This is a genomic window from Danxiaibacter flavus, assembly GCF_041060425.1.
In the GTDB taxonomy this organism is placed as follows: Bacteria; Bacteroidota; Bacteroidia; order Chitinophagales; family Chitinophagaceae; genus Danxiaibacter; species Danxiaibacter flavus.
The window spans coordinates 459,940-483,749 of sequence record NZ_JAULBC010000002.1 but is presented as its reverse complement, the minus strand read 5'-3'; the positions used below and the strand labels follow the sequence as shown (position 1 = coordinate 483,749).

The 23,810-nt window shown below is 40.8% G+C and carries 27 protein-coding genes and 1 tRNA gene; 20 read left to right on the top strand and 8 right to left on the bottom strand.

Going from position 1 to position 23,810, the window contains the following annotated elements; translation table 11 throughout:
- Window positions 1-40 precede the first annotated feature (40 nt).
- The gene (gene ahcY, locus QTN47_RS07690; protein WP_369328766.1) at window positions 41-1,369 is read right to left on the bottom strand and encodes an adenosylhomocysteinase; all 1,329 of its coding nucleotides are present in this window, start codon (window positions 1,367-1,369) and stop codon (window positions 41-43) included.
- Between the two features lie 923 nt (window positions 1,370-2,292).
- On the opposite strand from ahcY, the gene QTN47_RS07685 reads away from it, so the two are divergent.
- The 9 genes from QTN47_RS07685 (at window position 2,293) to trpA (ending at window position 10,005) form a co-directional block, all read left to right on the top strand.
- Entirely contained in the window at window positions 2,293-3,714 is a 1,422-nt protein-coding gene (locus QTN47_RS07685; RefSeq protein WP_369328765.1) for an anthranilate synthase component I family protein, read from the top strand.
- A gap of 43 nt (window positions 3,715-3,757) precedes the next feature.
- Window positions 3,758-4,342: an anthranilate synthase component II gene (locus QTN47_RS07680; protein ID WP_369328764.1), complete on the top strand. Its 585-nt coding sequence runs from the start codon at window positions 3,758-3,760 to the stop codon at window positions 4,340-4,342.
- An 89-nt stretch (window positions 4,343-4,431) separates the two neighbouring features.
- Complete coding sequence (gene trpD / locus QTN47_RS07675; protein ID WP_369328763.1) at window positions 4,432-5,424, top strand: anthranilate phosphoribosyltransferase; 993 nt, start codon at window positions 4,432-4,434, stop codon at window positions 5,422-5,424.
- Window positions 5,421-6,221, top strand: a complete 801-nt coding sequence (gene trpC, locus QTN47_RS07670) for an indole-3-glycerol phosphate synthase TrpC (RefSeq protein WP_369328762.1) — start codon at window positions 5,421-5,423, stop codon at window positions 6,219-6,221. Before trpD ends, trpC begins: the two co-directional genes overlap by 4 nt.
- A gap of 5 nt (window positions 6,222-6,226) precedes the next feature.
- The gene (locus QTN47_RS07665; RefSeq protein ID WP_369328761.1) at window positions 6,227-6,919 is read left to right on the top strand and encodes a phosphoribosylanthranilate isomerase; all 693 of its coding nucleotides are present in this window, start codon (window positions 6,227-6,229) and stop codon (window positions 6,917-6,919) included.
- Window positions 6,916-7,407, top strand: a complete 492-nt coding sequence (locus tag QTN47_RS07660; protein ID WP_369328760.1) for a GNAT family N-acetyltransferase — start codon at window positions 6,916-6,918, stop codon at window positions 7,405-7,407. The genes QTN47_RS07665 and QTN47_RS07660 overlap by 4 nt, the downstream gene beginning before the upstream one ends.
- 86 nt (window positions 7,408-7,493) lie before the next feature.
- Window positions 7,494-8,690, top strand: coding sequence for a tryptophan synthase subunit beta (gene trpB, locus QTN47_RS07655; protein ID WP_369328759.1), 1,197 nt, complete (start codon window positions 7,494-7,496; stop codon window positions 8,688-8,690).
- A gap of 105 nt (window positions 8,691-8,795) precedes the next feature.
- Window positions 8,796-9,179 (top strand): GNAT family N-acetyltransferase, encoded by a 384-nt coding sequence (locus QTN47_RS07650; protein ID WP_369328758.1) that lies wholly within the window; start codon window positions 8,796-8,798, stop codon window positions 9,177-9,179.
- 55 nt (window positions 9,180-9,234) lie between these two features.
- Window positions 9,235-10,005 (top strand): tryptophan synthase subunit alpha, encoded by a 771-nt coding sequence (gene trpA, locus QTN47_RS07645; RefSeq protein WP_369328757.1) that lies wholly within the window; start codon window positions 9,235-9,237, stop codon window positions 10,003-10,005.
- Between the two features lie 289 nt (window positions 10,006-10,294).
- Here trpA and QTN47_RS07640 read toward each other — a convergent pair.
- Window positions 10,295-10,367, bottom strand: a tRNA-Gly gene (locus QTN47_RS07640).
- Window positions 10,368-10,408: 41 nt separating this feature from the next.
- Between QTN47_RS07640 and hisH the strand changes: the two genes are divergently transcribed.
- The 9 genes from hisH (at window position 10,409) to QTN47_RS07595 (ending at window position 15,777) form a co-directional block, all read left to right on the top strand.
- Window positions 10,409-10,999, top strand: a complete 591-nt coding sequence (gene hisH / locus QTN47_RS07635; RefSeq protein ID WP_369328756.1) for an imidazole glycerol phosphate synthase subunit HisH — start codon at window positions 10,409-10,411, stop codon at window positions 10,997-10,999.
- Between the two features lie 3 nt (window positions 11,000-11,002).
- Window positions 11,003-11,407, top strand: coding sequence for a GNAT family N-acetyltransferase (locus QTN47_RS07630; RefSeq protein WP_369328755.1), 405 nt, complete (start codon window positions 11,003-11,005; stop codon window positions 11,405-11,407).
- Between the two features lie 2 nt (window positions 11,408-11,409).
- Window positions 11,410-12,126 carry a 1-(5-phosphoribosyl)-5-[(5-phosphoribosylamino)methylideneamino]imidazole-4-carboxamide isomerase gene (gene hisA / locus QTN47_RS07625; RefSeq protein WP_369328754.1) on the top strand — a complete coding sequence of 239 codons (717 nt, stop codon included), beginning with the start codon at window positions 11,410-11,412 and terminating at the stop codon, window positions 12,124-12,126.
- 98 nt (window positions 12,127-12,224) lie between these two features.
- Window positions 12,225-12,470, top strand: a complete 246-nt coding sequence (locus QTN47_RS07620; RefSeq protein WP_369328753.1) for a DUF6364 family protein — start codon at window positions 12,225-12,227, stop codon at window positions 12,468-12,470.
- Window position 12,471: 1 nt separating this feature from the next.
- A complete protein-coding gene (locus QTN47_RS07615) occupies window positions 12,472-12,888 on the top strand; it encodes a type II toxin-antitoxin system VapC family toxin (RefSeq protein WP_369328752.1) in 417 nt (138 codons plus the stop codon).
- 89 nt (window positions 12,889-12,977) lie between these two features.
- Window positions 12,978-13,736, top strand: coding sequence for an imidazole glycerol phosphate synthase subunit HisF (hisF, locus tag QTN47_RS07610; RefSeq protein ID WP_369328751.1), 759 nt, complete (start codon window positions 12,978-12,980; stop codon window positions 13,734-13,736).
- 57 nt (window positions 13,737-13,793) lie between these two features.
- Entirely contained in the window at window positions 13,794-14,042 is a 249-nt protein-coding gene (locus tag QTN47_RS07605; RefSeq protein WP_369328750.1) for a hypothetical protein, read from the top strand.
- A gap of 34 nt (window positions 14,043-14,076) precedes the next feature.
- Complete coding sequence (gene hisIE, locus QTN47_RS07600; protein ID WP_369328749.1) at window positions 14,077-14,673, top strand: bifunctional phosphoribosyl-AMP cyclohydrolase/phosphoribosyl-ATP diphosphatase HisIE; 597 nt, start codon at window positions 14,077-14,079, stop codon at window positions 14,671-14,673.
- A gap of 6 nt (window positions 14,674-14,679) precedes the next feature.
- Window positions 14,680-15,777, top strand: a complete 1,098-nt coding sequence (locus QTN47_RS07595) for a TlpA disulfide reductase family protein (RefSeq protein WP_369328748.1) — start codon at window positions 14,680-14,682, stop codon at window positions 15,775-15,777.
- An 82-nt stretch (window positions 15,778-15,859) separates the two neighbouring features.
- Here the strand turns inward: QTN47_RS07595 and QTN47_RS07590 are convergent, their stop codons facing one another.
- The 4 genes from QTN47_RS07590 to QTN47_RS07575 form a co-directional block, all read right to left on the bottom strand.
- Complete coding sequence (locus QTN47_RS07590; protein ID WP_369328747.1) at window positions 15,860-16,225, bottom strand: Spx/MgsR family RNA polymerase-binding regulatory protein; 366 nt, start codon at window positions 16,223-16,225, stop codon at window positions 15,860-15,862.
- 275 nt (window positions 16,226-16,500) lie between these two features.
- On the bottom strand, window positions 16,501-17,202 hold the full coding sequence (locus QTN47_RS07585) for a carboxypeptidase-like regulatory domain-containing protein (protein WP_369328746.1): 702 nt from the start codon (window positions 17,200-17,202) through the stop codon (window positions 16,501-16,503).
- A 58-nt stretch (window positions 17,203-17,260) separates the two neighbouring features.
- Window positions 17,261-18,166: a UbiA prenyltransferase family protein gene (locus QTN47_RS07580; RefSeq protein ID WP_369328745.1), complete on the bottom strand. Its 906-nt coding sequence runs from the start codon at window positions 18,164-18,166 to the stop codon at window positions 17,261-17,263.
- 4 nt (window positions 18,167-18,170) lie between these two features.
- Complete coding sequence (locus tag QTN47_RS07575) at window positions 18,171-18,647, bottom strand: hypothetical protein (protein ID WP_369328744.1); 477 nt, start codon at window positions 18,645-18,647, stop codon at window positions 18,171-18,173.
- 28 nt (window positions 18,648-18,675) lie between these two features.
- On the opposite strand from QTN47_RS07575, the gene QTN47_RS07570 reads away from it, so the two are divergent.
- Both QTN47_RS07570 and QTN47_RS07565 read left to right on the top strand, forming a co-directional pair.
- Window positions 18,676-19,653 (top strand): LuxE/PaaK family acyltransferase, encoded by a 978-nt coding sequence (locus QTN47_RS07570; RefSeq protein WP_369328743.1) that lies wholly within the window; start codon window positions 18,676-18,678, stop codon window positions 19,651-19,653.
- 154 nt (window positions 19,654-19,807) lie between these two features.
- Window positions 19,808-21,304, top strand: coding sequence for a glycoside hydrolase family 32 protein (locus tag QTN47_RS07565; RefSeq protein ID WP_369328742.1), 1,497 nt, complete (start codon window positions 19,808-19,810; stop codon window positions 21,302-21,304).
- Window positions 21,305-21,635: 331 nt separating this feature from the next.
- Here the strand turns inward: QTN47_RS07565 and QTN47_RS07560 are convergent, their stop codons facing one another.
- A complete protein-coding gene (locus QTN47_RS07560) occupies window positions 21,636-21,782 on the bottom strand; it encodes a DUF5989 family protein (RefSeq protein ID WP_369328741.1) in 147 nt (48 codons plus the stop codon).
- A gap of 179 nt (window positions 21,783-21,961) precedes the next feature.
- The gene (locus QTN47_RS07555; protein WP_369328740.1) at window positions 21,962-23,806 is read right to left on the bottom strand and encodes a hypothetical protein; all 1,845 of its coding nucleotides are present in this window, start codon (window positions 23,804-23,806) and stop codon (window positions 21,962-21,964) included.
- Between the last annotated feature and the right edge of the window lie 4 nt (window positions 23,807-23,810).

Genomic DNA, 23,810 nt, shown 5'->3' with positions numbered 1-23,810 from the left:
TTGAGGCAGACTTCTGAATAAGTATAACGAAACTAATCGATTAGTATCTGTAATGTTCCGGTTTAAACGGACCTTCCTGAGGAATTCCCAGGTATTCAGCCTGAACATCAGTCAATACGTCCAGTACCACACCAATTTTAGCAAGGTGCAAACGTGCAACTTTCTCATCAAGATGTTTAGGAAGAACGTAAACTTTATTCTCATAGTTCTTGTGGTTTGTCCACAATTCAATCTGAGCAAGTGTTTGGTTAGTGAAAGAGTTACTCATCACAAAGCTGGGGTGACCAGTAGCACAACCCAGGTTAACCAAACGTCCTTCAGCCAATAGAATGATGTCTTTTCCGTCAACATTGTAAATATCAACCTGTGGTTTGATAGTATCTTTTGTGCTGCCGTAGTTTTCGTTTAACCATGCAACATCAATTTCGATATCAAAGTGACCAATGTTACACACGATAGCTTTATCTTTCATCAGGCGGAAGTGTTTGCCTGTAATAAGATCGCGGCAACCGCTTGCTGTAACTACAATGTCAGCTTCTTTAACAGCATCCTCCATCTTTTTAACTTCAAAACCGTCCATAGCAGCCTGAAGTGCGCAGATAGGATCAATTTCAGTTACAATAACGCGGCAACCAGCTCCTGCTAAAGAAGCTGCAGAACCTTTACCAACATCACCATAACCACCTACAACGGCTACTTTACCGGCAAGCATCACGTCAGTTGCACGACGGATAGCATCTACCAGGGATTCTTTACAACCGTATTTATTGTCGAATTTGCTTTTTGTAACAGAGTCGTTTACGTTAATAGCAGGTACAGGTAAAGTTCCTTTAGCTACTCTTTCGTATAAGCGGTGAACACCTGTAGTTGTTTCTTCAGAAATACCTTTAACATGTTGAACAAGCTCTGGATATTTGTCCAATACAATGTTGGTTAAGTCTCCACCATCATCAAGGATCATATTCAGCGGACGCTCTGCACTACCAAAGAACAATGTTTGTTCAATGCACCAGTCAGCTTCTTCAATAGTCTGACCTTTCCATGCAAATACACCAATACCGGCAGCAGCAATAGCAGCAGCGGCGTGGTCCTGCGTAGAAAAGATATTACAAGAGCTCCACTTAACTTCAGCACCAAGTGCAACTAAGGTTTCAATTAGAACTGCTGTCTGAATAGTCATGTGCAAACAGCCAGCAATGCGCGCATCTTTAAGTGGCTGACTTGGACCATACTCAGCTCTTAATGCCATTAAACCAGGCATTTCAGCTTCTGCAAGACGAATTTCTTTACGGCCCCATTCTGCCAGGGTAATATCTTTTACCTTGTATGGCAAACTAAAATCGATGTGTGATGAAACTTTTGTAGACATAATATTTTGATTGTTTAGATCGCTGCAAAAGTAAGTTTATCTCCTTTTATATCAAAGCTTGTTTTTTAAGCTAAAAGCTGTGGATTTGTTAATGAATTTCAATGCATGCCAGGCACAAAATAAGACCTTTTGAGCTTTTGATGACGGGCTGTTCAAAGGATAAGTTTGTCCTTATTTTGAGTTTTGAGATTGTTTTTTCGTATGAATTGGACAGTTTTTTTCAGTTAAAGTGCCAGCTATTAAATTCTGACTGTTTTTTTACTGCTAAACGACTGATTATAAAAAAGTTATAGTCGTATTTCAGAAAGCCATTCCCGCAGTATTTTTTTGAATCGCAGGATTCGTGCAGCTGGTAATTCTATTGAATCTTTGCTGTGTCAAAAAACAAAAAGCTCTTTAGAAATACTGGTCTTGAACAAATCGGAAACCTCAACTCTTAGCTCAACCTTAACCTCTTAAATTCATTCATCAATCCACAAGGAACCCTGAAATCCTAAGCCCGAAAAATCTGCCCTTGTACCCTTATGATATTAAAAGGCTGCTTTGAACAAGCAGCCTTTTTTTGCAATTAGCTTTAGCGTATAGTAATAGCAAGCCATTTTTAATTTAACCCACTACGAAGCAAAAAGGTACATTTAATAGATAGAACAAGCGTTTCGACAGAATTAAACTTAAAGCGAACTGAATTTTCAATCAAACTCTCACAAAAAAATTTGTTCAATTAAATTTTCTGTGTCATATTCGCACAGCAATGGAAAAACAAATCTTAAATAATCATTGGTGGTGGCACACAAACCTCAGTCGGGGCTTGTAGTGGCATTGCCAGTACTATTTAATTTTAAATAATTACGCCTCGACTTATTAGTCGGGGCTTTTTTTTTCCGAAACTAACAACGGTTCATTACATAACATTTTATCCAGGCATGAAAAGAATACCGGTTACAACGAAATTCAAACAAATGCTCTCTGACATTTACACGCCAGTGGGTATTTACTTACGCTTGCGCGATCGTTTCAGAGACACGATTTTATTGGAAAGTGCGGATAGCCGTGCTGCGGAAAACAGTTATTCCTACATCGGCATCAATGCCATTGCAGGTGCAGAAATTATTGATTATTCTTCTATTGAGTTCAAGCTTCCGCTGCAAAAACCTGAAAAACAACCAATAGAAAAGGCAAGCGATATACCATGTCTTTTGTGGGAATTCATGAACCGGTTTGATGTTACTCCATCAGAAGAAAGAGCTGTAAAACTAGCCCAGGGCATGTTTGGATATACAACATTTGATGCCGTGCAGTTTTTCGAAACCATTCGCCTAAAGTCGTCTGACAAAGAAAAAGGCGCACCGGAAATACCGTTGATGCGATACCGTTTGTACCAGTATGTAATTGCTATCAATCATTTCAGAAATGAAATGTTTCTCTGCGAAAATGTAATTCCTGGCCTGGAAAGTGATATTGATGCTGTTGAATCGTTGATAAAAAGCAAAGATGTTCCCAATTATCCTTTTACAATAAAGGATGAAGAAGCCTCCAACATTACAGATGAAGGTTACAAAGAGATGGTTGAAAAAGGCATAAAAAGCTGCCTGAGAGGAGATGTTTTTCAAATAGTATTAAGCAGAAGATTTCAGCAGCCATTTTTAGGCGATGAATTCAATGTATACCGCGCACTGCGCAGTGTTAACCCTTCCCCATACCTGTTTTACTTTGACTACGGCGACTATAAGCTGATTGGTTCTAGCCCCGAATCTCAATTAATTATCAAAGATGGCAACGCCATCGTGCATCCTATTGCAGGTACGTTCAGAAGAACAGGAGATGCTGAGAAAGACAGAGAATTAGCTGCACTATTATTAAGCGACGCAAAAGAAAATGCGGAACATGTGATGCTGGTCGATCTTGCCCGCAATGATCTCAGCCGTTTGTGTGACGATGTTAAGGTTACACACTATAAGCAGGTTCATTACTACAGCCACGTGATACACCTGGTAAGTGAAGTAGTGGGCAAAGTGCGTCCTGATAGCAATCCTTTTGAACTGATTGCAAAAACATTTCCTGCCGGTACTTTAAGTGGCGCACCTAAGTTTAAAGCAATGTCGCTGATTGATGCTTACGAACCCACTGCCCGCAGCTATTATGGCGGAGGAATCGGCTTTATAGGATTTGATGGAAGCTGCAATCATGCAATCATGATCCGCACATTCCTCAGCAAACAAAATACGTTGCATTATCAGGCAGGAGCTGGCGTAGTGGCTGCTTCAAAGCCGGAAAGCGAATTGCAGGAAGTAAACAACAAGCTTGGCGCTCTTAAGAAAGCCGTAAAACTTGCTGAATCCATCTAATGACGAATTTTTTCGAATGATATCAAAGGTTAAAAAAGCACCGATGAAAATACTTGTTTTTGATAATTACGACTCGTTTACATATAACCTGGTACACCTCGTAGAAAAAATTATCCACGAAAGAGTTGATGTATACAGAAATGATCAGATACCGTTAGAGAAAGTAAACGAATATGATAAGATCATCCTGTCGCCTGGCCCAGGAATACCTGACGAAGCCGGCTTGTTGCTTCCTTTGATCAAGCAATATGCCCCATCAAAATCCATACTGGGCGTATGTTTAGGTCAACAGGCTATTGGTGAAGCGTTCGGTGGTAAACTGGTAAATCTTTCAACAGTTTATCATGGTGTTGCAACCAAAATTCATGTTAACGATGACAGGCTTGCTGTAGCCGGAAGTAATGATGTGTTTGAAGGGTTGCCTTCTGAAATTGAAGTCGGAAGATATCATTCATGGGTGGTAAGTACAGATGATTTTCCTGAAGAACTGGAGATTACAGCTAGAGATGAGAATGGGTACATAATGGCGCTGAGGCATAAAAAATATGATGTGCAGGGTGTTCAGTTTCATCCGGAAAGTGTATTAACGCCTGAAGGCGAAACCATCCTGAGAAACTGGCTCAAATAAAGTAGATTCTCAAACCGTTCCGAACGAAAGTTTATCATAGTTATTGCACCTTATTGATTTGCGCCGCTATGGCGAAAAATGAAATAAAAATGAAAAAGATCTTACAATTTCTCTTTGAGCACAAAACCCTGGGCAGGGAACAGGCAAAGGAAATTCTTACCAACATATCAAAAGGCATGTACAGTGAACATGAAGTAACTGCCTTTATTACTGTTTTCTTAATGCGGAGTATTACCATACAGGAATTGCAGGGCTTTCGCGATGCGTTGCTCGAGCTGTGTGTGAAGGTTGATCTCAATGGACACAAAACTATCGATATTGTGGGCACAGGCGGTGATGGTAAAAACACTTTTAATATTTCAACGTTATCTTGCTTTATTGTTGCAGGCGCAGGATACAAAGTGGCTAAGCACGGTAACTACGGTGCTTCGACCATAAGCGGTGCAAGCAACGTAATGGAGCAGCTTGGGTATAAATTCAAAAGTGATAATGTACAATTGGTAAAAGAAATTGAAGAAGCCAATATCTGTTTCTTACATGCGCCAACATTTCACCCGGCTTTAAAAACTGTGGGGCCAATAAGAAAGAATTTAGGTTTAAGAACTTTCTTTAATATGCTTGGGCCAATAGTAAACCCGGCTACACCAACGCATCAATTAGTGGGTGTATATAATCTTGAAATGGCGCGTATTTACAATTATTTGTTGCAGCAGGCTGGTAAATCATTTACCATCATTCATGGTCTTGATGGGTACGATGAAATATCTTTAACCAATGATACAAAGGTTATTTCCAATAAGGGCGAATTCATTATGACGCCGATCCAGCTTGGGAAGCGCCAGGTGGAAGCGAAGGATATTTACGGGGGAAATACGGTTGAAGAGTCTGCTAAATTATTTTCAACTATTATAAAGGGAGATGGCACCTGGGCACAAAATGCAGTAGTGCTTGCAAACGCAGCAATGGCGTTATTTTGCACCGGCGAATTTTCAACCTATGATGATGCCTACCATGCAGCGGTAGAAAGCCTGGACAGTGGTAAAGCGTATCAGTCATTACAAAAACTAATTGCAATACAATGAGCAACATCCTTGAAAAGATAGTAGCAGATAAACAACTGGAAGTAGCACAGAAAAAACAGGCCATTCCCGTTGAAACATATAAAGATTATCCCAACTATAAATTGGAAAGAAGGTCGCTTAAAGCTTCTTTGTTAAAGGAAGGGTCTACCGGTATCATTGCTGAATATAAGCGGAAATCGCCTTCAAAAGGAATTATCAATGCTACTGCGCAGGTTGAGGATGTTGTAAAAGCATACAGCAAAGCGGCCGCAGGAATTTCTGTGTTGACGGATGAAAAATATTTCGGAGGCACCAATGACGATCTGATTGCTGCAAGAAAAGTTGCTACAGTCCCTTTGTTGCGCAAAGAGTTTATTGTTGACGAATACCAGATTCACGAGGCCCGCGCGATAGGGGCTGATCTGATCTTATTAATAGCAGCCTGCCTTACACCGGAACAGGTAAAGCATTTTGCATCTGTAGCCAAACAACTTGAACTGGAAGTGTTGCTGGAGATACATGACGAAACTGAATTGGTGCATATATGTGATGAAGTGGATTTTGTGGGCGTAAATAATCGAAATCTTAAAACATTTTCTGTCGATATAAATACATCTTTACGACTCTTTGATTCAATACCCGCAGATAAACCGGCTATTGCAGAAAGTGGTATCAGTAATACCGATGCAATATTAACTTTGCGCGAAGCCGGATTCAAAGGTTTTTTGATCGGTGAGAATTTCATGAAAGAAAATGATCCTTCTTTTGCTTTTGCCTCATTTGTAGAATCGCTGCAAAGCAGCGTAAAAAATGAATAAAAGAAATGGATGAACAACAACTGAATTCAGGTAAGGAAAATGTACTGACAAAAATCCGTATCAAAGTATGTGGCATGACAATGCCATCACAGGTGCAGCAATTGGATGAAATGGGGGTTGACTTTGCAGGGTTTATCTTCTATCCCAAAAGTCCGCGTTACGCGCTAAAACAAATGACCGCCAATGAGCTTAAAAAGATCAAAGGCAAAATAAACAAAGTAGGTGTTTTTGTAAATGCAGAAGTGGATGAGGTATTGCGTATTGTTGATGAATGCGGTTTATATCTCGTTCAGCTGCATGGAGATGAAACTCCCCGCACATGTGAGATGATCTCTAACTATGTCTCTGTTATCAAAGCTTTTCGCATAAGTGAAGATGATAACATAGAGTGGAAGATACGAGAGTATTATGATGCTGCCGACATGTATCTTTTTGATACGGAAGGAGCTGGTTACGGAGGTACAGGTAAAAAATTTAACTGGCAGTTGTTGAAGGGTCAAAACATTCGCAAATCGTTCTTTTTAAGCGGAGGAATTCAGCCTGGTGATGAAAGCGCGATAGCTGAATTTGTAAAGGATCCGGTAGCTAAAGATCTTTTTTCGCTGGACATCAACAGTAAATTTGAAGTAATGCCCGGTGTTAAGGATATGGATAAGGTGAGGGAATTCGTAGAAAATTTAAAAGGTAAGCAAAGATGATAGTAAGGGAAGCAACTATAAGCGATCTTCCACAGATACTGGAGATTTACAATGATGCAATTGTAAATACCACTGCAGTATATGATTACGAACCACACACGCTTGAAATGAGAAAGCAATGGTTCGATACCAAGCAACAACAGGGCTTTCCTGTATTTGTAGCCGAAGAGGATAGAATCATTTGTGGCTTTAGTTCTATTGGTCCGTTCAGAGCCTGGGCCGCCTACAAGTACTGCGTGGAGAATTCAGTATATGTTAAACAGGGACAGCGTGGTAAAGGCATTGCAACGTTGCTCATGCAACCATTGATCGATTCGGCAAAGCAACTCGGCTTACATAGCATTGTGTCAGGCATAGATGCTACCAATGATATCAGCATTTCACTGCATAAAAAATTCGGTTTTGTTGAAGTGGCCCATTTTAAAGAAGTGGGATATAAGTTTGACCGATGGCTTGATCTGAAATTCCTTCAACTCATCATTTCTTAGAAAGCAGAACAAATGTTGACTGGATGAAATTTAACACATCCGGCAATTTTAAACGTACAACGTATAACTTATAACGTACAACTTTTATGGCAATTCAATCATATCAAAAACCGGATGACAAAGGTTATTATGGAAAATTCGGCGGGGCATATATTCCGGAAATGCTACACCGTAATGTAGAAGAACTTGTTTCTAAATACATGGATATTATCTATTCAGCATCTTTTCAAAAAGAGTATAATAATCTGCTGAAAGATTACGTAGGTAGACCTTCTCCATTATTTCTTGCCGAAAGACTTAGCAAGCAATTCAATACAACCATCTATTTAAAAAGAGAAGATCTTAATCATACCGGCGCACACAAAATCAATAATGCTATAGGACAGGTACTGTTAGCGCAACGCCTTGGTAAGAAAAGAATTATTGCGGAAACCGGTGCCGGACAGCATGGCGTAGCAACAGCTACCGTATGTGCATTAATGGGATTGGAGTGCATTGTTTACATGGGGGCCGTTGATATAGAAAGACAGGCGCCAAACGTAGCCAGAATGAAAATGCTTGGTGCTAAAGTAATTGCGGCGACCAGTGGCAGCCAGACGTTGAAGGATGCAACAAATGAAGCAATCCGCGACTGGATCAATAATCCAACAGATACACATTATGTAATTGGAAGTGTGGTAGGTCCACATCCTTACCCGGATATGGTTGCACGTTTTCAAAGCATTATCAGTGAAGAAATCAGATGGCAGTTAAAAGAAAAAACAGGAAGTGAATTACCTACGCATGTTATTGCTTGTGTTGGTGGCGGAAGCAATGCTGCCGGCGCGTTCTATCATTTTCTTGATGAACCTTCAGTAAAACTGGTGGCTGTGGAAGCAGCCGGTCTTGGTGTAGATAGCGGCATGAGTGCAGCTACAACAAAGCTGGGTTCTATAGGCGTTTTGCATGGAAGCAAAAGCATTGTAATGCAAACAGAAGATGGCCAGGTAGTTGAACCACATAGCATTTCTGCAGGACTGGACTATCCCGGAATTGGTCCATTACATGCACATTTGTTTGATAGCGGCAGAGGCATCTTTTTAAGTGCAACAGATGAAGAATCTGTGCAGGCCGCATTCAATCTTACAAAACAGGAAGGCATTATTCCTGCACTGGAATCATCACATGCGCTGGCGGGATTACATCAACTTAACCTTACAGATAAAGATGTAGTGGTATTGTGCCTGAGTGGAAGAGGCGATAAAGATATGAGTACGTATATGAAATATGTTGACGCTGAATAAAATTTAGGGATAAGTTTCGAATCAGATTTGCAATTGAAGAACTATATATTACAAAGGGCGACAAAGGAAGACAGTCAGTTTTTTTATCAGTTGAAAAAGCTGGTCTTGAGGCACTACGTAGAAACAATCTGGGGATGGGATGAGGAATTTCAATTGGCATTTCATCGCGATAACTATCGTCCGGAAGATACCTTTATTATTAAGGTTGAGGATAAATCTGCAGGCACGGTCGAAGTGAGGGAAGACGAAGAAAAGATCTTTATCTGCAGCCTTTATATTCATCCGGATTACCAGGGTAAATCGATTGGTACGTCAATGATCAAAGATTATCTGGCGTCCGCAGATCTTCAACGTAAGAGAACTGATCTTGAAGTGCTGCGATTGAACACGCGGGCACTTGAATTATACAAGAGATTGGGTTTTGTAGAAATAATTGAAAAGGGGGATGAAGTGAAACATTATTTGAGCAGGCCTTTTGACAACATGTAAAGAAGATTACAAAACGCTGCTTTTCAAAAAAGAATGCAGCTTAAGAAAATAAACTATGAGCAGGATTCAGGAAATATTCAAACATAAGAACAGCAATGTGCTGAACGTTTATTGCACCGCCGGCTTCCCTAAACTTGATAGTACGCTGGAAGTGATGAGGGCCTTGCAGGATAACGGAGCCGACCTTATTGAACTTGGCATGCCTTACAGCGATCCGTTGGCTGATGGACCGGTAATACAGGCAAGCGGATCAATTGCGTTGAAGAACGGCATGACTATCGCCAACCTTTTCAAACAGCTGAAAGATTTCCGTAAGGAAATTAATGTCCCGGTAATCTTAATGGGTTACATGAATCCTGTATTACAATATGGCTTTGAACGTTTTTGCGCAGATGCGGCTGCAGTAGGAGTTGATGGTTTGATATTGCCTGATCTTCCACAATATGAATTTGAAACAGAGTACGGTGATATAATAAAAAAATACGGGCTGGATTTTATCTTCCTGGTAACGCCTGAGACATCAGAAGAAAGGGTTCGCCAAATTGACGAATTAAGCAGTGGATTTCTCTACGCGGTTTCTTCTTCATCAACCACCGGTAATGAAAAAGATTTCGGCCTCGTTGAAAAATACCTGCAGCGTCTGCAAAATTTAAAACTCAAAAATCCTGTGCTGGTAGGTTTTGGAATTAAAGACAAACAGACTTTTGCATCTGCAGCCAAACATGCGAACGGCGCCATTATCGGCAGCGCGTACATAAAGGCGCTAAACGAAAACAGCAATGTGAAGGTTGCGACGAAGGAGTTTTTGCATGCTGTGTTGGGATGAGACGATGTACGGTGTTAGATGTACGATTTTAGATGTACGATATACGATGTGAAGACGCCTCAAGTACGAACTACGAGGTATGAAGTACGCAGGTGTGAAAGTACTAACTTATTGCAAACATTGCTTTGGTGAGGACAGAGGCTGATAGCTAATAGCTGACGGCTGATAGCTTCCTAAGTACGAATTACGAGGTACGAAGTACTCAGGTGCGACAGATCCGGATAAGACGAAAAACATCCGGTGCGGACAAAAAGCTGATAGCTAATAGCTGATAGCTGATAGCTCCCAGAGCGGCGAACCGGGTTCGAACCGGCGACCCTTTGCTTGGGAAGCAAATGTTCTACCAACTGAACTACCGCCGCTTTTGAAAAAAATGAATGATTAACATGTTGAATATACAAAAATGAAACTTACAATCATAAAATATAATGCCGGGAATATACAGTCGGTTTTGTATGCTTTGGAAAGGATTGGAATGGAGGCTGTTGTTACAGATGACCACCAGTTGATCAGGGAAGCGGATAAGGTGATTTTCCCGGGAGTTGGTGAAGCCAGCAGCGCCATGAAATACCTGAAAGAACGGGGACTGGACACGTTGATTAAAAGCTTGCAGCAGCCCGTACTAGGCATTTGCCTTGGCATGCAGTTGATGTGTAAGTACAGTGAAGAAAACAATACAGATTGCCTCGGAATATTTGATGAACAAGTAAGAAAATTTGTTCCGCAAAACGGAGAGAAAGTACCGCAAATTGGGTGGAACAATATTTATGACCTCAAGTCTCCGCTCTTCTCAAATGTTGCCGAAGAAAGCTATTGCTACTTTGTACATGGTTATGCCGCTTCTCTTGGTGAACACACCATTGGAACGACCAATTATATTCAGCCATACAGTTCAGCGCTGCATAAGGACAATTTTTACGGAGTGCAGTTTCACCCTGAAAAAAGCGCCACTGTTGGTGAACAGATCATTAAGAATTTTTGTACCAATATCTAGTCAATGACAATAGCTGCCGTGCCTTTGAAAGATGTTTGGGAACTGCGAAGAGAAGTGATGTACCCAGAATTGTCAATTGACGGGGTAAAACTCCCGGATGATGAATCGGGTAATCATTTAGGGCTGTATGATGGCGATGATCTTGTCAGCGTTGTTTCAGTGTTTGTGACGAATAATGAATTACAGTTCAGAAAGTTTGCAACCCGCGCGGCGATGCAAAACAAAGGTTACGGTACTACCTTGTTGAAGTATGTTATGGATGTTGCAGATCAGATGCAATGCATCAAAGTTTGGTGTAATGCGCGAACATCAGCGACGAAGTTCTATGAGAAATTTGGCATGAAAGCAACCGGCGACACATGGCTTGCAAAGGGACACGAGCTTATTAAAATGGAAAAACAATTATAATCATGCAGATTATTCCGGCAATTGATATTATTGAAGGAAAATGCGTTCGCCTTACACAGGGTGATTATTCGCAAAAAACAATTTATAACGAACATCCGCTGGAAGTTGCCAAGCAGTTTGAAGGCGTGGGATTGACAAGACTCCATCTTGTGGACCTCGATGGCGCAAAGGCAGGCTCCGTTAAGAACTGGAAAGTGCTGGAAACTATTGCCTCAAAAACATCACTTGTAATAGATTTTGGCGGAGGTATAAAGCAGGAGAAAGATGTGCAGATAGTTTTTGAATCCGGTGCGGCGTTAGCTACTGTAGGGAGTATCGCTGTGAAAGACGAAGCTACCTTTGTCCTCTGGTTACAACAATTTGGTGCTGAAAAGTTTTTACTCGGTGCAGATGTTAAAGACGAAAAAATTGCGATAGGTGGTTGGTTAGAGACAACCGATGTCTGGATCTACGATTTCATAGAAAAGTACATTCAGCACGGCGTTCAGCAAATTTTCTGCACAGATGTAAGTAAAGATGGAAAATTGGAAGGCCCAAGTATTGATCTCTATAAAAATATCATCAGCAAATTCCCTGAACTGCATTTCATTGCCAGTGGCGGTGTAAGCAGTATGGAGGATCTGGATGAACTCCAAAATATTGGATGTAGTGGAGCAATTGTAGGAAAAGCAATATATGAGGGGCGAATTTCAATTAAGGATTTGAAATTTGAAATTTAAGACAGTAACTACCACTTGTACAGTCAGGGCGCTATGTTTGTGTTAAATGATACGTATATTTCTGTTTTTGCTTATCTTTATACGTATAAATCTGAGGTATGAAATCCAAGTTAACATTATCAATTGATTCATCGCTAATGGATGAAATCAACAGGCTTTCAAAGCTGGATAAACATATAAACCTGTCGAAAATGGTAGAAAAGTTTCTATCACAGGAGTTTAAGCGCACGCCTCCATCTACAAAGAGTGATGTTCGCAGTTTAAGAGGAATATTGAAGGATGTTAATGCCGGTGAAGATTGGAAAGCTCAAAAAGTAGACCGGTTGACAAAAAAATATTTATAAGGTGAAAGTTTTTATCGACACAAACATTTTTCTTGACCTTTTTCTAGATAGAGAAAAATTTGCCGATGCCGCGGAATCCTTGCTTTTAGAATGCGAACAGGGAAGAATAGAAGGTGTGACCTCAGCAAGTAATGTGATCAATATTTACTATCTGGTAAATCAGCAAAAAACTAAAGTTGAAGCGAAGCGAATTATTAGAAAGCTTTTAAATTTTGTGTCGGTACCAGCAACCCATCATAAGGATTTGTTGCTGGCAATGGAAAGTGAATTTTCTGATTTTGAAGATGCGGTACAATACTTTACCGCTTTAAATGTAGTTGGGCTGAATTATATCATAACAAGGAACAAGAAGGATTATAAAACTTCCTCAATCGGAGTGCTGACAGCTGAAGAGTTTGTAAATAAATTCGGAATCTAGCAATTACAAGTGCCTGCCTGCTAAAAATATTGAATACACCTATAGCCAATAGTAAAGTTTTGAATCTTGACTTTTGAATCAGTAAAAATATGCTAACAAAACGAATCATCCCATGCCTCGATATCAAGGATGGGAGAACAGTAAAAGGAACCAACTTTGTTGATCTTCGTGATGCCGGCGACCCGGTTGAACTGGGTGCATTGTATGCCAAGGAAGGCGCCGACGAACTGGTTTTTTTGGATATTACAGCCACAGTGGAAAAGCGCAAAACGCTTAGTGAACTGGTGAACAGAATTGCGCATCATGTAAATATTCCTTTTACAGTAGGTGGCGGTATTAGCAGCGTAGATGATGTAAGCGTTCTTTTGCAAAACGGGGCCGACAAAATTTCTGTAAATACAGCGGCATTTAAACGTCCGGAGTTGATTGTCGAGCTGGAAAAAGAATTTGGCAGCCAGTGTGTGGTGCTTGCCATAGACACAAGACAGGAAGAAGACGGCGAATGGTATGTTTATCTGAATGGCGGAAGAACCAAGACGGACATGAAATGCCTGGATTGGGCCAAAAAAGGCGTGGATAATGGCGCGGGGGAGATTTTGCTTACCTCGATGAACCACGACGGAACAAAACAGGGTTTTGCATTGGATATTACCCGAACTTTGGCAACGCAATTGCCGGTTCCTGTTATAGCCAGCGGCGGAGGTGGTACGATGGACCATTTCATCGACGCTTTTGAGAAAGGAATGGCGGATGCGGCACTGGCAGCCAGCATTTTTCACTTTAAAGAAATTGCTATACCGGATCTGAAAGCATATTTGAAGGACAAGAACATTGAAGTGAGGGTTTAGAAGTGAATGGTCAATGGTGAATAGTGAAAGGTGCAGACTTGCGGAATTTCCTCTGTCATGTTCCTATTTAATGAAGTGAATGGCAGCAATGCAACCGGGTTTCAAATAATAAAAACTGATGGTATGTTGCTACTGACCTTATTTTTGGTAGTATTATCTTTTTACCTGTTTTACGTAGTGAACAGAAAGAGACGGGAGAAAGAAGAACAGCGGCGGGAAAGATTGCAACAAAAACAGGAAGATCTGATGAAGCAACTGGCAGCAAAAAAACATCAGTCAGGAGAGAATCAGCACGCAAATAATTAAAATACAGCAACAATTTATCGCGGATATAAATAATATGAAAGCGGACTTTACAAAATACCAGGATGGCCTTGTCCCGGCAATAGTGCAGGACTATGACACCAGCAAAGTGCTGATGCTCGGTTTTATGAATGAAGAAGCGTTGCATAAAACAGAACAAACAGGAAATGTTACTTTTTACAGCCGCAGTAAAAATCGTTTATGGACGAAAGGCGAGGAGAGTGGTAACTTTTTAAAATTGAAGTCCATTTTTCTTGATTGTGACAATGATACATTCCTCATAAAGGCACATCCCTTAGGCCCGGTTTGCCACACCGGCGCAGATACTTGCTGGAGCGAGAAAAATCACAGTGACAACTTTCTGTTGTATCTTGAAGATATTATCAAACTGAGAAGGCAATCGTCTCCGGAAGAATCTTACGTAGCCAGGCTTATGTCGAAAGGCATTAATAAAGTGGCACAGAAAGTGGGTGAGGAAGCTGTGGAGCTGGTGATTGAAGCAAAAGATAATAACGAGGATCTGTTTCTGAATGAGGCGGCAGATCTGTTGTTTCACTATTTACTTTTACTTAACGCTAAAGGCTATAATTTGCAATCAGTAATTGATGTGTTAAAACAACGTCATTCAAAATAAAGACCTATGAAGTTAACCGGTTTAGCTGCAGCCTTGTTTCCCGTTTTATTGCTTGCCCAATCACATGGCAATCCAAAGAATTTTACCATAACAGGGAAAATAAAAGGTCTTGCTGAAAATGCGCAGGTATATCTATCATCACTCAACGAGCAGGATACGCTTGCTTCAACCAGCGTAAAAGGCGGCACTTTTGTGCTTAAAGGAAAAGTTGACGATGTGGACAGCCGCTTTCTGCATCTTCCGTCCGTAAATCAACGGCTGGTATTGTTTATAGGTAGTGATAATATAGATATTACTTCTGATGTAAGCGACTGGCCTTCGACTAAAATATCCGGATCTGCTTCCCAAAAAGATTATGAGGATTTTTTGCAGTATGTCAGGCCGTTGAATGACTATGTGGGCTATTACAGAAATTCGCTGCAACAGGCAACCAGCACAGCATCAAGAGATTCTTTGGCAATAATGCTGAATACATCCTACGGCATCTGGCAGGGAGCTATCGACCGCTTTATAGCTCAAAAGAAAAATTCACCGGTGTCTGCTTTATTATTGGCTTACGCATATGATACAGATCCCAACAAGGATGCAAAAATTTTTGAAAGCAGGCTGACCAGCCTTGGACCTGTAGCGCAGGAAAACAAATACGCCAAAAATTTACAGGAGGCATTAAATAGTGATAAGATTGGGGCAGTAGGCACAAAGGCGCTTGATTTTACGCAGAATGATGTAAATGGCAAACCTGTATCTCTTTCGCAGTTTAAGGGTAAATATGTGCTCGTAGATTTCTGGGCAAGCTGGTGCGGTCCGTGCAGGAGAGAAAACCCTACTGTAGTTGCGGCATATAATGAGTTCAAAGAGAAGAATTTTACAGTGCTTGGTGTATCACTCGACCAGCAAAAAGATAATTGGTTGCAGGCTATAAAAGCAGATAAGTTGAGCTGGACACACGTAAGCGACCTGCAATACTGGAACAATGAAGCTGCAAGATTATATCATGTGCAGTCAATACCATTCAATATGCTGATTGATCCTGATGGAATGATTATCGGGAAGAACTTACGTGGAGAAGAACTAATAAATAAACTAAAGGCGATCTTGAAATAGGAAGTCTTGCGAGACGCTGAACATAAAAAAATGAGCGGTAATTTATGGTTGCCGCTCATTTTTTTATGCATACATCCGAAAACTATGCTGTAAGTTTTGAACGGAATTTTTCTTCGTAAGAAGCTGCATCGAATCCTACGCTGATCACTTCATTATTTAATTCAATCACCGGACGTTTGATAAGACTTGTATTTTCTTTCATTAAAGAAACTGCATTTTTCACGGAAGTAACGGTCGCCTGAACCGCAGGATCTATACCTTTCCACGTCGTACTTTTTTTATTCAACAACACTTCCCAACCCACCTGTTTGCTCCACTCTTTAAGTTTCTCCGCACTAATACCTTCCGTTTTGTAGTTATGAAATTCAAAAGGAATATTATGATCTTTCAGCCACGTTAATGTCTTCTTTACCGTATCGCAATTCGGAATACCATACACTTTGTACATCGTTGTAAGAAATTTCGCGCAAAAATAAAACAAATGTACGATGTGAGCACATGTACGATGTTAGATGTACGGTGTACGATGTAGATGCCGGGTGTTGGTGCGCCAATGTGAGTTTAAAGTACGAATTACGAAGTACGAAGTACGTTAGAACGACCATTGATTATTTGTTTTGAACAGCATCAGCTTTGAGATAGACTTGTACTGTTAAACCTGGGTACTTCGTACTTCGTAATTCGTACTTAAGGTGGTTCACATCTTACATCTTACATCGTACATTAATTGTTCTTTACAAACTCCCTATACGATGTTTGAATATACGTGCGCATATCGTCAGTTGATGCTTTGCGACAGAAAGAGTAAGTTGGCCGGTATTTGCTGAGAAAGGATTGAAGAGAATCACCTTTTAACGATGTTAACCTTGTGACCTGTTCAGGTGAGAACCGGAAGTCGATGTAAGAGGCTTCGTCCTCTTTTTTCAAACGTTTTTTTAGATCGCGGCGTTGTTTTTCCTGACGCGAAAAGTAGGTGAAGGGACTGAAATTAATTCCAAAGCCAACCGGAGTGTGGCCGCCCGTTACTCTTGACATTGGCCGGTTATACAACGATGCATATTCACTCCGGCGATTAATGGAATCCACCTTGTACTTGCTAATCACCGTTACTGAATCAAGCATGTTACCTGCCGGCTCAAGAATAATTTTATTATCAGCGTATAAATTTTTTGTAGTTACGGTAAATGAATAAGTAAAATAACCATCCGTTGAAAAAGTAATTTGATCATTTTTTGCCGCCATTATTTTGAAAAAGCCACCCATGTCCGAGCTTGCATAAGTATTATTGGTAAGATTATGGATTGTTACTGACATAAGTATTCTGCCAGAACCCTTTTCCACAATTTTACCTTGCAGAAATTCTTGCGCCGATAGAGGCTTTGCTATAATAAATGATGAAAGCAGAAGAATGGTAGCTGCACGCATATTCCTCTAATTTACCAAGCCCTGGCCAAACGTCTTACCAAATCAATGTTAAAGTAAGTTATCCGAACACAACGCCCAATACGCCGCAAACAGCTTTTGCGAGCATTAACCCGTCAATAATAAACAGGTAGTAAAGAATAGATTTTCGTTGATGCATTGAGTAAGCCACAATCAGTAAGAGAATAAAAGGGATGCTGTTAAACAATATGCGCTGAAACGTAAAATTTCTGAAATAGGCAAATACAAGAAAAGAAAGCCATCCTGCAAGACTAAGTGGAATAATGATGAGAAATATTGTTTTACGTAAACCTGCACGTACTACAAATGTTTTCAATTGCATGTTGTGGTCCGTCGCATAATCCTTAATATCAAACATAATGCATAGCACCGTTATGAACATCCAGTTCTTTATGAACAGCCACACGGCAAAAAAAGAAACCTGGAAAGTGCTTTCTGTCTGAATGATCTTAAACATGATCGGGTAGATGGTCACCACTCCGGCCCAGACTGCACCGATCACAAAGGGTTTAAGAAAACCATTTTCACGAAGATTCAAATGAAAAATATCGCTCCAGGAAAGTCCGTAATAGAGTATTGCAATTAGCGGGGTACAAAAAAGAATAAACCAATTGGATAAGGACAAGGATAGCAAACCCTTATAATAAGTTAGTGCAACGTAAATACTACCCGCGATAACCAGCCATAACAAAATTGTTTGCGTTAACCTGGCTTGTTTAGCATGATTCTGATACCATGCTTTTCTTTTATTGGTGGTTGGAACAACAGATTCGGTTATATATGCAGTATTATAGTAGTACACTGTGCCTGCTGCGAGCAACACGTAAAACAGAAAAGGATTCAGCGTGTATCCGAGTTGAACATTGGTTTCTATAGCCAACGCGACTGCGCATGATGCGTAAAAATAGTTACCAAAAAAGATTAACTCGGTTAGCTTTCTAAACAAAGGATTATTTTAAAAACGTGATAGGAGGAGATGAAATAGTATCGCTCACATGTTGCGCATTATCACGTATCCAAAACCTGAAAACACTGGTATCAGCCCTGAATCCGCAGCCTCCTAAAGACGGGTAACCGGTTCCGATTGAGTTGTAAGAAAATGTCATTGTTATTTCGCCGTTCACGTCGGCCCTGCTGTCGAATTTAGGCATTGCATAAGGAGAAGGGACATCTGACAGTTCATTAGCCCCCTCACCCTTGCAAACTTTAGATATTCGTTGAAACCATATAGAATCTTGTATATCACCCTCTTTATCAGTAACCTGCAGCTTGAATTCCAATACATCACCCTGATTTAATTCAGTGACGTTTACGCTTTTGAATTTTAATTGAGGTTTTGTTGTGAACTTATCCTTGCTACAAGCCGCCAAAACTGTTACCAATATGCTGAGGATTAATAATTTTGCTTTCATTTTCTTTACTTTCATGTCAAATTTATATAAAACAAACCATCAGTTGAAACATAGTTCGCCTGACGTTAACAATATTTTCACCGGGAAAATTGATTTTACAGCCACAGCGCTGAATTTCTTTAATTATCAGTATGCCGAAAATAGTGTGTATCGCCAGTGGTGCGATGTTACTAAAACAGATAACGTTCAAACGTTGCAGCAGATTGCCTATTTACCGATCTCTTTTTTCAAGACGCATGCGGTTAAGACGGGAGAATATGAACCACAAATTGCTTTCAGTAGCAGCGGCACAACTCAAACAATAAACAGCAATCATTTCGTCAGGGATGTGTCAGTTTATGAAGAGAGCTTTATCAAAGCATTCGAATTATTTTATGGCGACATAAAGGATTGGTGTATTATTGGGCTTCTTCCTGCATATTTAGAGCGGAAAGGATCTTCGTTGGTATACATGGTTGATAAGCTTATCGGCTTATCCGGTAATCCTTTGAGTGGTTTTTACCTCGATGAATTCGGAAAGCTTGCTGAAGTTTTGAAACAGACAGAATCTAATGGGCAAAAAGTGTTATTGATAGGGGTGACGTTTGCGCTGCTCGATTTTGCAGAACAATTTCCCATGCCGTTAAAACATACCACGATTATGGAAACCGGCGGCATGAAGGGGCGCCGGCGTGAACTAACGCGCCAGGAAGTACATGGCCTGTTACATAAAGGCCTGGGCGTTAGTGCCATTCATTCTGAGTATGGTATGACAGAACTATTAAGCCAGGCTTATTCAAAAGTTGAGGGGCGGTTTGTGTGCCCGCCGTGGATGAAAATATTGGTAAGAGATGAGGAAGATCCCTTTCTCGTCAAAACCTCAGGGCGAGGCATTATAAATGTTATAGATCTTGCCAACCACGACAGCTGTTGCTTTATAGCGACGGATGATGTGGGAATTGTTTATGAGGATGGGAGTTTTGAAGTGTGGGGAAGACTTGATAACAGCGATATCCGTGGCTGCAGTTTGCTGGTGGTATAAATTGAATAGTGTTTCCTGGCTACTCCCGGTTATTTTGTAGTGCTTAACCTATACAGATATATTCCGTACTAAATTTCCATCCCAGCCATAAATGGAGTATTTTAAAGTAGCGTTTGATTCTCGATTGTTGTTGGACTTAAACATTCTCCAGGCTATGAAACTAAGAAACTATTTCGCGATTGCCGGTTGCATGCTGTTGGCTACTGTAAATGCCCAGTCATACCAGGATTTATATCGTCCTCAGATCCATTTTTCGCCAAAGAAAAGCTGGATGAATGATCCCAATGGGATGGTTTACTATAAAGACATTTATCACTTATTCTTTCAATATTACCCGGAAAGTACGGTGTGGGGACCTATGCATTGGGGGCATGCTACCAGTAAAGACATGGTGCACTGGCAGGAGCAGCCAATTGCCCTATATCCTGATAGCCTTGGTTACATTTTTTCCGGAAGTGCCGTTGCAGATGTCAATAACACTTCAGGATTTGGAAAAAATGGCAAGGCGCCGCTTGTTGCTATTTACACCAATCATGATCCCGTAGGAGAAAAGGCTCAACGCAACAATTTTCAAACACAAAGTATTGCGTATAGTATTGACGAAGGAAAATCCTGGACAAAATACGAACATAACCCGGTCCTTGCCAATCCCGGGATCACTGATTTCCGGGATCCCAAAGTGCGATGGTATGAAGCCGGGAAAAAGTGGATCATGACGCTGGCGACAAAGGACAGGATTACTTTTTTTTCTTCCCCCAACCTTAAGGAATGGACCAAAGAAAGCTCTTTTGGCCAAGATCGTGGGGCTCATGGCGGCGTGTGGGAGTGTCCCGATCTTTTTCCGCTTAGTTATGAAGGGAGGACAATTTGGGTATTGTTGGTCAGCATAAATCCCGGTGCGCCCAATGGCGGTTCCGGTACGCAGTACTTTACAGGAACTTTTGACGGTCATTCATTTATGCCAGACGATAACCAGTTAAAATGGATTGATTATGGAAGAGACGACTATGCCGGCGTAACATGGTCAAACACAGGCAACCGCATAGTTTTTCTTGGCTGGATGAGCAACTGGATGTACGGGCAGGCTGTGCCAACGCAAGCCTGGCGCAGCGCGAACACAATTCCGCGGCAACTGAGCCTCAAAAAAGTAAATGGCAGCTATTACCTCGCTTCTGATCCGGTTAAGGAACTGAATACACTTGTCGCGAATAGCAAAACGGTCAACGCTGTGGATGGAAAAAATTACAACTATCCTGGCAAGCTAAATGGTCCATTTCGGCTCTCTTTTAATGTAGATAACCTGGTAGATCATAATATTATTTTATCCAACAGCAATGGCGAAAAACTGATCATCGGTTATGAGAAAAGTTCAAATCAATTTTTCATCGACCGCAGCAAATCGGGTGAAACAAATTTTGAACAGTCGTTTGGGAACAAGCAGATCGCGCCGAGGATAGCTACTTCTGCCAAATCTTCCATCACATTATATATTGACGTTTCTTCCGTTGAATTGTTTGCAGATAATGGCCTTACAGTGATGACGAGTATTATGTTCCCATCAAAACCTTATGATAGTTTTTTAATAGAGTCAGGAGCGAAAATGACGATCCAGAATTTATCGGTTGATGAATTGAAGAGTATTTGGAAATAGTTTCTGAATTGTTAGACAACCGCTGTTGTTGCAGTGCAGGGCACGCATGGTGGGCGAAGCCTCAATAACCAGTTAGGTGATCAATATTGATGAAATATCGGTCAGCACTCCGAGTTGTTGGTACGCTTGGCTCAAACCATTGCGGCATACCAACAACTACGGTCTTCCTTCTGTTTCAGATTACTTTGCCATGTGTTTTGACTGTTTAAGTTTGTAGGTCATGCCTTGGCTGCTAGTATTGGCATGTACTCGCCGTTGTTGGTATGCAGGGTTGGCTTAGTATGTGGCGTACCAACAACTAGTTAGGCCTATCCTCCATTTTATCCAATCCTTAAAACAACGAATAAATAAAAGGCGCCAAAGCAGAACCGCTGGTTGCAAAAATGAGCAAGCCCATCAGTAAGAGAAGCAGGATAAGTGGAACAAGCCAGTACTTTTTTCTTGTGCGGATAAAGGCCCAAAATTCCTTGAAGAACATAATTCTTTTTTGTCGGGTGAATAATTTGTTACTACTTAAGATCCCTTCGTCTCTACTGCTACAAAAAGTTAAACGTCCGGGAACTTAAGTACTTTGTACCCGTCCGAATGCGCATCGGCGCGGGCGGGCTTCATAAATCGTACTTGAACCCGCTCATTATCTAAACGGAGCAACATCGCCTATTGATACTTCTTTGCCACAGTTTCATATCCCAACTGGCGATAGAGCATTGCAATCTGGCTTCCTGAATTTTTTGATGCGTCTTTTGCAAATGCTTTCTTCAAAGAACAAACTTGTTGTATCACCTGTTGTATGTTCATCAATGCCTTCTTTGATAATGAATGACTGATGTTGTAATTCAGGTAATACAATGCGAGCTCAGGTTCATCAGATTGTAAATGCATGTTTGTTAATTCTTTTGCCAACTCACCACTTGGTTGTAATTGAAATGCCTTGTGCAGATACAATGCAGCCTGGCTGGTCTTTGATAATAATTGGCTGTACTTCCCGGCAAATACATAAAAGGTTGCATCGTTAGGGTATTCAAGCATGGCAGTTTCTGCAACCTTTAAAGCATTTACATAATCGTTTTTCTGCTCGTAGTAGGGCAGCAAAGTATCTAATGTCTGATTCCAGGTGACTTTGCCGGTCAGCATATCCGAAGCAAGTCTTTCTTCAAATGTATTCACCTGTAATTGTTGTTTGGGTTGATTAAACGGCCATCGCATTTTCAATGCGGCAATTTCATAAGCCCCTTTAATAGAGTCTACTTTAGTTACGGGCATTGCTGCAAACAAATTATCTAACGTAAAAGTTTGTGATGGAGAAGCCTTTAACAATTGATGTTGTTTTAGGGCGACATAAAAAGCCTCACACAACAATGCATAACCCGTAAGGTTTGGATGAACATGCTCCAATAATGTCTCGTTGCCAATTACGCCGTAGGGTGAATGTTGTTGAAAGATCTTTTCAGCATCAGCAACGTATACGCCTGCGTATTTAACAGGCAGTTCTTGAATGATGCTGTTTAATGTGTCAGGAGCTCTAAAGCGGAGGAGATCTAACTCTTTCGCAAGACGATAATATTTTTTTGCTTTAGAATAATCACCGTGTTGGTGTGCTTCGTTTCCTTTCTTGAATGCATCGTTAGCAGAGCCCTCTCCACTGGCATTTATAAAAGGGGCAAGATCTTTTTCATTACTTACCAATGTGCCTATGATGACTGGAATATTCTTTTTACTTAGTACTTCGCATGCTTCTCCCATGTTCCTGTTGAACTGTTCAATCCCTTTTTTATATAGTGGAGATTGATAAGGAATTTGTTGTTCTTTAGCCATGCGTTCCATTAGTGTAACGTCAATTTCATCATTCTTTGCATCGTGTCTTTTTAAAGAATGAATACCATTGGAGATAAGCTGCATTACGCGAAGTTCACGCAGATGAATCATTAGGTTTATCATAAAAGCGCTTCCTGCAGTTCTGCTTGTCGAACCAACGCCACATGCACCATAATACTCATTATGTCCGCTGTAGATCATGACAACATCGGGTGAGTAAACAGCAACTTCTTTTGCAAATTCCTTTACTGTGTATGAGTTAACTGCAGTAAGTGATACGTTGATGATCTCGGTATTCAGAGATGGATACTCATGCAGCAAGCGATATTGAAGCAAGCGATGAAATGATCCGTTATGCATGTAGGGATAACCGATTGTAGTAGATTCTCCCAGCACAAATACACGAAAAGTTCCCGGTGTTTTTTCCTTTTTAAAACGTTCTGCATTTCCCCTGGTTGCGTTTTCCGGGTTACTGAAAAACCGTTCAGATGCAAAGCGATTCATTACAAGATATTCTTCATTGTCCGTGTCGGTTATAAAAAGCTGCATGGAATGTCCATAACCAGCTACTCTCAAAATTATTTCCAGCAACACAATAAACAGCAAAGGCAAATAGGCTGCAATGCAGCGAAAGAGCCATTGCTTTTTTTTGCTTACTGGTTTCGTTTGTGATTGATCGCTGTTCATTTAA